Here is a 10,497-nt window from a genome sequence, read left to right as displayed (position 1 = left end):
TACCTACTTAATAGTAGGTAGTTTTTTATTATTTAATTTTATTAACTATTTTAGATAAAGTAGAATCTAATTCATCGCTTATTTCTTCAACACCATTATGAGTAATATCAACTATTTCTCTAGTCATAGGAAGTTCACCAAGCAGATCAAGTTCCATTCCTTTTAAGAATTTTTCAGTTTCAACTCCATCGAATAATTTTATCTTTTTATCACAATCAGGACATTGTATGTAGCTCATATTTTCAACAACACCTAATACATTTATTTTCATCATAGTAGCCATATTAACAGCTTTAGATACTATCATAGATACTAGGTCTTGTGGAACTGAAACCATGACTATGCCACTAATTGGAATAGATTGCATCACAGTTAAAGCAACATCTCCTGTACCTGGAGGCATGTCTATTAATAAATAATCAACTTCTCCCCAAAGTACATCACCATAAAACTGTTTTACAACATTACCAACCATTGGGCCTCTCCATACAACTGGCTGACTTTCATCATCTGTCATAAGGTTTATAGACATTACTTTTATACCATTTGAATTTTCTACAGGTATTATACCATTTTGACCTTGATAAGCTTTACCATTTCTAACACCCATAAGTCTAGGAATACTTGGTCCTGTTATATCAGCATCAAGGATACCAACTTTATATCCCATTTTATTTAATTTTTTAGCAATAAGTGCAGTCACAGTTGATTTACCAACTCCACCTTTACCACTCATTACACCAATTATTTTACCTATTTTATTATTAGGATTATTTTCTATAGTACAAGTCGCTTGACTATTACAGTTATTTTTTGATGGACAAGAATTACAATTTCCCATCTAGCATCCCTCCAATTTACATATATTTATTAAAAATATTCTCTTACTATTAAAGTTATTTAAGAGAATATCACTATATATAATTTTAGCACTATAATTAATTAAATCAATTATAAAAATTTATATATCTATAATATACCCCTTATACTTAAAAGAAAACAAATTATCTTAATTGTTCCATAGAGTACTTAATTTTATCAGTTTTAAAATATGATTTAAAATACTCAAAAGGTATGTCGACTCCATCAAAAGATCCGTAAGTTATAGTTTTAAAAAGTAAAAGGGGATGACCGTCTTCTACATTTAAGCTATCTGATATTTTAGTAGTTGAAGCTGATGCTTCTAATACTTGGCTAGCCCTAGTAATTTTCAGGTTATAGAAATTTTCTAAAATATAGTAAAGTGAATTATTAACAAAGTCAAAGCATTCAATTTTAGGAAATAATTTGTAAGGAAGTACAGTTTTAGTTAAGCAAATAGGATCATCATTTGCATAATATATACGCTCTAAAATGAAGATTTCATCATTTTCATTTAAATTTAATTTCCTCATTTTTTTTACATCAACTTTTTTTATTTCCATATTTAGAATTTTTCTTGAAGGTATCATTCCGTTGTTTATAATTTCTTCAGTATAACTATGTACAGTAGTTAATTTTTGCTTAAAAGTATCACCTTTTACAAAGCTTCCTTTACCTTGAATTTTATATACATATCCTTCCTTAACAAGCTCATCAATGGCTCGTCTCACTGTAATTCTGCTTACACCATATTCCTCTATAAATTCTCTTTCAGATGGGAGTAGTTGATTAGCAGTAAATTCTTCGTTATTTATTTTTTCTATTATATCGTTTTTTATAACGTAATACTTTGGCAACACATTATTCATAATAAAAACCTCATTTAACAATATTTGTACTAATATTATAACAAGTTATAAAGTTAAAATACAACAATTAAGCTATATCATGCAGATAAAAAGATATTTAAAATCAAATAGTATAGCATAATTGTAAAAATAATTATAATAATAAAGCTTTTAACAATAAATAAAATACACTATTGACATTATTTATGATGAGAATTAAAATAAGTCATATAAATATAACAACTTATTATATTTATGATAGAAAATGTATTACATGTTAAGTAGGAGGGTATATGAAAAACAAAATAGCGGGAACAATATATGGAATGGCATTAGGCGATGCAATGGGAATGCCACCAGAACTTTGGAGTAGAAATAAAGTTAAAAGTTATTTTGGTGAAATAAAAGAATTTTTAGATGGGCCTAAAGAAAATGATGTAGCATGTAACTATACAAAAGGTCAATATACAGATGATACAGCTCAAGCTTTAATAATAATAGATTCATTAATAGATACAGACTTTATACCAAATCCTAATGATATAGCAAGTAAATTATTAGATTGGGCAGATAAAGAAAATGCCTTTGAAAATAATATACTAGGACCTAGTTCTAAGCTTGCATTATCAAGTTTCAGAGAAGGGAAATATGCAAGTGAAGCTACAAACACAGCTCAAAGCAATGGATCATCTATGAGAATAGCTCCTATAGGATGTTTATTTAAATCCAATGAAAAAATTAACCTTGCAAACTATGTGTATGAAGTTTCTAAAATAACTCATAGTAGTGATATAGCTATAGCAGGAGCATCTATGATAGCTATGGCAGTAAGTTCGGCTATGGAAAATGATAACTTTGATAAAATTATGAAAGACGTTTATGAAATAGAGAAGATAGCTTTGAAATTAGGAGCAGATACTATAAATCCATCTATGGCAGCAAGAACAAAGGTTGGAGTAGAATTAGCTAAAAAATTTGATGGAAATGATGATATGTTTTTAGAGAGTATTTATAACATAATAGGTGCTGGTGTTATAACTAGTGAATCAGTACCAGCAGCGTTAAGTATAGCTTATTATGCAAAAGATGCTAATAAATGCAGTTTACTTTGCGCTAATTTAGGTGGAGATACTGACACAATAGGGGCAATGGCAACCGCAATATGTGGAGCTTTTACAGGCATAGAAAAAATAAATAAGAAATATTTAGAAGTTTTAGATAAAGAAAATGAAGTAGATTTAAATAAATATATTGAAATTTTAGATAAGAAAAGAGGTGAGAAAAATTAAAACATTAGTACTAGGTGCAGCTATAGTAGATAAAATTTTAGAAATAGATAAACTACCTAAATCAGGAGATGATATATGTGCAAATTCAGAAGTATTAACTGTTGGAGGTTGTGCGTACAATGTAGCTAATATACTTAAAAACTTTGAAGTAGAACATGATTTAGTAGTTCCTGTAGGAAGTGGAATATATGGGAGTTTAGTAGAAAAGGATTTATTAGATAATGGATATGAAGTGTTAATAAGGGATAATAGAAAAGATAATGGGTACTGCTTATGCCTAGTTGAAGGGTATGGAGAGAGGACATTTATAACTATTCAAGGAACAGAATGTGAGTTTAAAAAAGAATGGCTATGTTCTTTAAATTCTAAGGATTATAAAAATATTTACATATCAGGGTATGAATTAGAAGGAAAAAGTGGGGAAGTAATATGTGATTTTTTAGAAAGTAATAATCATTTAAATATTTACTTTGCTCCAGGACCTAGAATATCCAATTTAGATAAAAATGTATTAGAAAGAATATATGATTTATATCCTATAATTCATTTAAATGATAAAGAAGCATTAGAGTATACAGGATTAAGCCATGTAGAGGATGCAATATTTGAGATATACAGCAAAAGTAATAACACAGTATTTATAACACGAGGAGATAAAGGGGTGTTATATTTAAATCCAAGTATAGCAAAGTACAAAGAGAAATTAAAAGATTCAATTAAATTAATTGAGGGAAATAAAGTTGAGGTGATTGATACAATAGGTGCAGGAGATAGCCATCTAGCAAGTATTATAGCTGGGAAATCTTTAGGATATAGCTTTGAAGATTCTTGTAAAATAGCAAATAAAGTGGCATCTAAAGTCGTAAGTATTAAGGGACCTAAAATAGAAAAACATTTATTTAATAAAGGGGAGTATTTAAAATGCAAAATGTAACTAATAAAAAGTCAGTATTAAATGATTGGACTTTATTTGAAAAAACTTGGTTAATAGTTTCTACTATAACTATGATAGCATTAAGTGTAATATGGAAAGATTCATTAGTAGCTTTAATAAGTGGTGTTACAGGAATTATAGGTGTTGTTTTATGTGCTAAAGGAAAGATATCAACATATTTCTTTGCTACGATAAATGTAGCTTTGTACGCGTGGTTATGTTTTGGGAATAAATTATATGGAGAAGTAATGCTAAATGCTCTCTACTTTATACCAATGAACATAGTAGGTTTTTTATTATGGAATAAGAAAAAAGATGAAGATGGTAATGTAGAGGCAAAAGCACTGACAAAAAAAGGATTAATAATGTTATTCGTAGGAGTATTAGTAGCTATATTTGCGTATTACCAACTACTTAAATCATTTGGTGGTAATCTTCAGTTAATAGACACTATAACTACAGTTACTTCAGTAGTAGCACTTATACTGCAAGTTTTAAGATATAAAGAACAATGGTTAATATGGATAATAGTAAATATTGTGTCTGTTGTAATGTGGATAATATTGTTACCAACTCCAGAGGGAAGTGTTACTATGATAGTAATGTGGGCAGCATATCTGTTCAATTCAATATATGGATACATAAATTGGAGCAAGTTAAATAAAAAATTAGTTTAATATAAAAATGACAGCCATTTTTGTATGAATAGGCTGTCATTTTTATTATAATATATTTTTCAATTCTAATAAGCTATTTATCTCGTAAGTAGGCTTTATACTTAAATTATTTTCTTTTTTATGTTGATTAAACCAACAAGTGTCAAAACCGGCATTAATTCCGCCTTTTATATCTGAATTTAAGCTATCTCCTACCATTAAGACACTTTCTTTGTCACTATGGTCTAAATTATTTAAAGCATGTTCAAATATTTCAGGACTTGGTTTAGCTATTTTTATTTCATCAGATATAACAACATCCTCAAAGTAGCGGCCTACAGCAGAATTTCTAATTCTTCTATGTTGAACATCAGCTAAACCATTAGTTATTATTCCAATTCTATAATTTTTAGATAGATAATTTAACAGTTCTTCAGTTTCCTTATATAAGAAAGAGCCATCTCCTAAGAATTTAACATACATATTACAAAGCTCATTAGCATCGGAATTTATATTTAACTTTTTTATTAATCTATTAAATCTTTCTACTTTTAGAGAGTCAGAAGTAATTTTACCTTCCTCAAATTCTACCCAGATTTTAGTATTTATATCTTTATATGTATCTATAATATAATCTTCATCAAGATTAGTATCTAGAGTAGATACTAGGTTTCTTATAGCAAAATCTTCACTTTTTTTAAAATCAAATAGTGTATCATCTGCATCAAATAAAATAATTTTATATTTCATAATTATGCCCCCTTTTGTGTAAATAAAATGTGTAATTTGATAAATTATAGCACAACAGAAAATATTACTCTAGTATTATATTTTCTCACCAAAAAAAGTTCTATTACTTTTAAATGAAAAAAAATAAATATAAAAATAATTTTAAAATGAAATTTAAAAATTATTTTTTAAACAAAATATATAAGATATGGAAAACGTTAATTGCAAAATATTGAAAATAGCTATAAAAAAAGTTAATAGATATCATTAAAAATTATAGGAATAAAAATAGTTAGAAATCTAATAAAATGAATTGACTTAAGAAAAAAATAGGCATATAATTGGTTTTATTAAAAAATAAGATATGTAGTTAGGGGTGATTTAATTGGAAAGTACAGTAGAAGCAATAGCAACTAATAATTTACTATTAATATTTGCAGCTATAGCCATAACAGGTATAGTTTTAGGTAAATTAAGTGAAATCATAAAGGTGCCAGACGTAATTTTATATTTATTAGCAGGAATAATAATTGGCCCATCGTTATTAAATTTAGTAAGTATTCAAGCTTTTCCAATAGAGAATAATTTAATTCTTACATTTGGTTCTGCTTTCATATTATATGAAGGTGGAAGAGAAATAAATTTAAAAGTTTTAAATAAAGTAAAAATAAGTGTAGGTATGTTAGCTACATTAGGTGTTATAGTATCAACTGTAGTAGTTGGATTATTTGCAGGAAAAATATTTGCATTGCCTATGATGACAGCTCTACTTTTAGGAGCAGTTATAGCATCAACAGACCCAGCAGCACTTATACCAGTATTTAAACAAGTAACGATAAACGATAAAATAAAGCAAACTGTAGTTAGTGAATCTGCATTTAATGATGCAGTTGGAGCAATACTTGTTTCTACATTATTAGCAGTAGTTACAAGTGGAGAATTTTCATTAGGAGAAAGTTTAAAAGAGTTATTTGTATCAGCAGGTGTTGGAATAGTAATTGGTGTGGCAACAGGATATATATTCTCAGTATTAATATCTGATAAAAAATGGGGAGTATTCCACTCATATGCACCGATAATGTCTATGTTACAAGTCGCTTTATCTTATGAATTAGCAGTATTACTTCATGGTAGTGGATATATGGCAGTGTTTATTGCAGGTCTTATAGCAGGAAATAAAAAGATGTTTGGACTTTGGATTCCAGAATATGATTTCCACTCAGAACATTGCTTTAGAGAAAGTATCGGATCTTTATGTCGTATGGCTATATTTGTTGTATTAGGAACACAAGTAGACTTAAATTCATTATCACAATACTGGTTACCATCGTTAGGAGTAGTTTTAGTATTAATGTTTATAGCAAGACCTTTAGTAATATTAGTTTGTTGTGCATTCGATAAAAATGCTAAATGGAATTTTAAAGAAAAATTATTTATGATGTGGGTAAGAGAAACAGGAGTTATACCAGCAGCACTATCTGGAATAATTGTTTCTATGAAATTACCAGGTTATGAAATAATATCATCAACAGTATTTATGACAATACTTATAACATTAGTAGTGCAAGCTAGTACAACTAAACTTGTAGCTAAGAAGCTTGGGGTATTAGAAGAAAGTGAAGAAGAATATCAATTAGATACAGTAATGTAAAAAGGGAGGATTTATCCTCTCTTTTTACTTAGCTATAAAAGTTTCGCAACTACTATTTTCCAAGTTTATATCCACATGACTAGCATTACATCCACCATTAATATTGTAAGTACACTTAACTGCACTACATGATATATCTTGAGTGCTAGTAAGAGAAGTTTCTCCACTATAGTTTGAGAGATTAAAAGATGACCCATTTCTAAATGTATCACAATAAGTTTCAGGAGTTATAGCTGCATCAAAACCTTCAACTTTTATATGTGAAGCATAACAATCGCCAGATTTATTAAAAGCACAACTATGAGCCATGCAGTTTAAGTTAGTATCCATAAATTACCTCCAAATTAAAATTCTATTATAGTATGTGGCATTTTTATAAAACTTAAACATTAAAATAAATTAGGCTAATAAATTAATAAATAAAATTATACAAGGCATAGTAAATACATCAAGTAAAAAAGCAGCAACTAAAGGAACAACTAAAAAGGCTTTTTCAGAGTATCCATATATTTGACTTACAGAAGTCATATTAGCCAGTGCATTTGGTGTAGCGCCAAGACCATGCCCAATAAGTCCACTTATAATTATTGCGGCGTCTAAATTTTTCCCAAGTACTTTAAAAGCTATAAATATGGAGAATAGAACTATAAAAATAGCTTGAGATATTACTATTATTACAATTGGTCCAAATAAACTAGATAATTTAAATAAATCAATACTCATAAGTGCCATAGTTAAAAATAAACCAAGGCTAATTTCACTAAGGAAATCTAACATTTTAAAATTTAACCTTATAAACTTTAGCTTATCATTAGTATTTCTAAATATAGCTGCAAAAAGTACACATCCGCTTATAGTAGGTATTATTACACCGCTTATATTAAATACTAGTTTTGAAATAAGTTCTCCAAAACTTATACAAAGCAACACAACCAGTATTTGTTCTAGAAATAAGGATGGATTTAGTTCAAAATTATTACTGATTTTACTTTGATTATGTTTATTAAAATTAAATGATGAATTAGCTGATTTTAAATTATTCTTTTCAATTAAATACTTTGCAACAGGACCACCTAATACACCAGCTAAAATAAGGCCAAAAGTAGCAGCAGCAATACCAACACTACATGCATTTTCAACTCCAAGACTTTCTAAAGTAGCTCCATAAGCAGCGGCAGTGCCATGCCCACCTTCCATAGATATAGTTCCACACATTAGACCTAAAAGAGGATTTATGTTAGTTAATTTAGATAAAATAAGTGTTAGAAAATTTTGACCAAAGGCTAATACACCACAAAGTAGCCAATATTTAATTAGTAAGTTACCTCCTTTTTTGACTAAAGATATGCTTACAGAAAGCCCAACAATTGTAAAGAAAAAGCATATAAGATAATTCATTAGACTAGTATTCATACTTATTTCACAGATATTAAAAAGCCTAAGAAGTAAGCTTAAAACACAAAATAGTAATCCTCCAATTACTGGAGATGGGATACACATTTTAGTTAATAGTTTACTTTTATTTTTTATTATATTACCTAATAAAAAAAGTAGTATAGACAAAATTAAAGTTGGTATAAGATCAAGCGATATAGATAACAAAATTAATCACCTCATAAATATAGAAATAAATAATAAATTATATTAAAGCTTGGCACAAAATATTAATAGAATTTATAAATAAAAAGCCTAACTTCAATTACTTAAAGTTAGGCTATAAAAATAATCTTAAGCTTTTCTCATAATTTCAAGGAAATCATTTACACTATCTAGTAGATACTTACCTTTATAATACTCAAGTTTTATATCATCAAAACTAGGAGCATTAGCTACTACCTTAGGTCTTTCTTCGAATAAACCTAAAATATTATAATTTTTGTCTAGAATTACAATAGTTGGTCCTTTGAAATTCTCAATCTCAAGTATAGGTGATAAGAATTTTTTTCCACGTGCCATAGATATTATAGACATATCAAAGTTATGATTAAGTTCACAGAATTTACTAAGTATAGCTACATTAAGCTGAAAATCAGGACACCATATTTCTCCTGAAACTAAAAATTTTAATTCTTTTTCAAATCCTTTTATTTCAGAAACCATATCTTCAGAAAGATGTAATCTAGATAAATTTTTAGGAATTCTAAGTCTTTCACCTTTTGTGCCATCCCCTACACAAGATTCAAAACTTACCCCTACATCAAATAATTCCTCAATTGTCATTTTAATCATATATTTACCTCCAATTAAATTATATATTTATACTAACACTTATGAATATCTTTATCTATAAAATTTGTTTAAACTTAGGGTTTGTAATAGAAAATAAAATTTACATTTTGAAAATAATATGATAATATAAATTTATAAAGTTACATAGGCGATGGAGTTCGCCATTAAATGCGAAAGCTAATGACTCCTACTCTTTTATATAAAGGGTAGGAGTCTATTTTTTTGCAAAAATAAAAAATATTAGGAGGGAATTATGGTTGTAATTATAAGTTTAATTTTAATAGGAGTTTTATCAAATTATAGTGGAAAATTAGCTGAAAAAGTAAAGCTCCCATCATTAATAGGTATGATAATAATAGGAATGTTAATAGGACCTAGTATACTAAATTTAGTACCTAAAAGTACAATAGACATAGCTCCATTAATAAAAGACATAGGGTTAGTAACTATCTTATTTATAGGAGGACTTGGAATAAGTGTATCTCAAATAAAGCAAATTGGTAGACCAGCGGTGCTTTTAAGTATAGTTCCTGCAACACTAGAAGGCTTTACAATAGCTTTTTTAAGTACAATTTTATTAAACTTTACATTTGTACAGGGTGCAATATTAGGATTTATAATAGCGGCAGTAAGTCCTGCGGTGCTTATACCATCTATGGTTTCTTTAATAGACAGAAAAATAGGTCAAGATAAAGCGATCCCTCAGATGTTGCTTGTTGGTGCAAGTGCAGATGATACTGTAGCTATAACTTTGTTCACTACATTTTTAGGAATATATATGCAAAATCAAAGTGGAAAGAGTTCCTCACTTATGTTTGAACTTATTTTAATACCATTAACTATACTATTAAGTATAGGAGCTGGATTTATTGTATCTAAGATAACAAAACCAATTATAGAAAAAATAAAAAATAAATATATGAAAGTATTTTTAGTATTTTTAGTTTGTTTAGCAATGAGATTTATAGAAAAGAATTTACATGTTGAGATTTTTAACTCACTTTTAACTATAATGATATATGGATTCTTTATTAGAAATTATATGATAGATAGCTATAAAGTGATATTAGATAGTATGAATGCTATGTGGAAAGTAGGAAAATTATACTTATTTGTATTCGTTGGAATGGCTATAAATCCTAATTTAGTAGGGGAGTACTTTTTAATAGGGTTAGTAATATTAACATGTTCATTATTTATTCGTTCAATAGGAGTATTAATAGCACTTATAGGAACAAATCTTACTAAGAAAGAAAGGCTATTTTGTATTATAGCTTATCTTCCAAAAGCTACAGTACAA

Annotated in this window: 11 protein-coding genes and 1 riboswitch; of the genes, 5 read left to right on the top strand and 6 right to left on the bottom strand. The window is 27.9% G+C overall.

Annotated features, from left to right (window positions below; translation table 11 throughout):
* Positions 1–28 precede the first annotated feature (28 nt).
* Both BN899_RS10190 and BN899_RS10185 read right to left on the bottom strand, forming a co-directional pair.
* Positions 29–841, bottom strand: coding sequence for an Mrp/NBP35 family ATP-binding protein (locus BN899_RS10190; RefSeq protein ID WP_042275065.1), 813 nt, complete (start codon positions 839–841; stop codon positions 29–31).
* Positions 842–1,004: 163 nt separating this feature from the next.
* Positions 1,005–1,730: a GntR family transcriptional regulator gene (locus BN899_RS10185; RefSeq protein ID WP_042275063.1), complete on the bottom strand. Its 726-nt coding sequence runs from the start codon at positions 1,728–1,730 to the stop codon at positions 1,005–1,007.
* 272 nt (positions 1,731–2,002) lie between these two features.
* On the opposite strand from BN899_RS10185, the gene BN899_RS10180 reads away from it, so the two are divergent.
* From BN899_RS10180 to pnuC, 3 genes are read left to right on the top strand one after another with little or no spacing between them, the layout of a single operon-like run.
* Entirely contained in the window at positions 2,003–2,998 is a 996-nt protein-coding gene (locus tag BN899_RS10180; RefSeq protein ID WP_042275062.1) for an ADP-ribosylglycohydrolase family protein, read from the top strand.
* Positions 2,985–3,932, top strand: a complete 948-nt coding sequence (locus tag BN899_RS10175) for a PfkB family carbohydrate kinase (protein ID WP_052356802.1) — start codon at positions 2,985–2,987, stop codon at positions 3,930–3,932. Before BN899_RS10180 ends, BN899_RS10175 begins: the two co-directional genes overlap by 14 nt.
* Positions 3,920–4,609 carry a nicotinamide riboside transporter PnuC gene (gene pnuC, locus BN899_RS10170; RefSeq protein WP_042275061.1) on the top strand — a complete coding sequence of 230 codons (690 nt, stop codon included), beginning with the start codon at positions 3,920–3,922 and terminating at the stop codon, positions 4,607–4,609. The genes BN899_RS10175 and pnuC overlap by 13 nt, the downstream gene beginning before the upstream one ends.
* Positions 4,610–4,654: 45 nt before the next feature.
* Here the strand turns inward: pnuC and BN899_RS10165 are convergent, their stop codons facing one another.
* Complete coding sequence (locus BN899_RS10165; protein WP_042275060.1) at positions 4,655–5,338, bottom strand: YjjG family noncanonical pyrimidine nucleotidase; 684 nt, start codon at positions 5,336–5,338, stop codon at positions 4,655–4,657.
* Positions 5,339–5,702: 364 nt separating this feature from the next.
* On the opposite strand from BN899_RS10165, the gene BN899_RS10160 reads away from it, so the two are divergent.
* Complete coding sequence (locus BN899_RS10160) at positions 5,703–6,968, top strand: cation:proton antiporter (RefSeq protein WP_042275059.1); 1,266 nt, start codon at positions 5,703–5,705, stop codon at positions 6,966–6,968.
* A gap of 24 nt (positions 6,969–6,992) precedes the next feature.
* On the opposite strand, the gene BN899_RS10155 is transcribed toward BN899_RS10160, so the two are convergent.
* From BN899_RS10155 to BN899_RS10145, 3 genes are all read right to left on the bottom strand, one after another.
* Positions 6,993–7,298, bottom strand: a complete 306-nt coding sequence (locus BN899_RS10155) for a DUF1540 domain-containing protein (RefSeq protein ID WP_042275058.1) — start codon at positions 7,296–7,298, stop codon at positions 6,993–6,995.
* Positions 7,299–7,367: 69 nt separating this feature from the next.
* Positions 7,368–8,570 carry a sodium/glutamate symporter gene (locus BN899_RS10150; protein ID WP_042275057.1) on the bottom strand — a complete coding sequence of 401 codons (1,203 nt, stop codon included), beginning with the start codon at positions 8,568–8,570 and terminating at the stop codon, positions 7,368–7,370.
* A 126-nt stretch (positions 8,571–8,696) separates the two neighbouring features.
* A complete protein-coding gene (locus tag BN899_RS10145) occupies positions 8,697–9,197 on the bottom strand; it encodes a thioredoxin family protein (protein WP_042275055.1) in 501 nt (166 codons plus the stop codon).
* Between the two features lie 138 nt (positions 9,198–9,335).
* Positions 9,336–9,394: riboswitch (Fluoride riboswitch) on the top strand.
* A 56-nt stretch (positions 9,395–9,450) separates the two neighbouring features.
* Here BN899_RS10145 and BN899_RS10140 point away from each other — a divergent pair.
* Positions 9,451–10,497 (top strand): cation:proton antiporter domain-containing protein (locus BN899_RS10140; RefSeq protein WP_042275054.1); only part of this gene is annotated, 1,047 nt, incomplete at its 3' end.

Origin of the sequence: Faecalimicrobium dakarense, from assembly GCF_000499525.1 — a bacterium.
Lineage (GTDB): Bacteria > Bacillota > Clostridia > Peptostreptococcales > Peptostreptococcaceae > Faecalimicrobium > Faecalimicrobium dakarense.
Note: the sequence above shows the minus strand (reverse complement) of the source record. Positions and strands in the feature narration are given on the sequence as shown.

Excerpts from the sequence above, each read along its gene's own strand:
- BN899_RS10180 (WP_042275062.1), top strand. The coding sequence starts at position 2,003 with ATGAAAAACAAAATAGCGGGAACAATATATGGAATGGCATTAGGCGAT.
- BN899_RS10165 (WP_042275060.1), bottom strand. The coding sequence starts at position 5,338 with ATGAAATATAAAATTATTTTATTTGATGCAGATGATACACTATTTGAT.
- pnuC (WP_042275061.1), top strand. The coding sequence starts at position 3,920 with ATGCAAAATGTAACTAATAAAAAGTCAGTATTAAATGATTGGACTTTA.
- BN899_RS10190 (WP_042275065.1), bottom strand. The coding sequence starts at position 841 with ATGGGAAATTGTAATTCTTGTCCATCAAAAAATAACTGTAATAGTCAA.
- BN899_RS10185 (WP_042275063.1), bottom strand. The coding sequence starts at position 1,730 with ATGAATAATGTGTTGCCAAAGTATTACGTTATAAAAAACGATATAATA.
- BN899_RS10155 (WP_042275058.1), bottom strand. The coding sequence starts at position 7,298 with ATGGATACTAACTTAAACTGCATGGCTCATAGTTGTGCTTTTAATAAA.
- BN899_RS10145 (WP_042275055.1), bottom strand. The coding sequence starts at position 9,197 with ATGATTAAAATGACAATTGAGGAATTATTTGATGTAGGGGTAAGTTTT.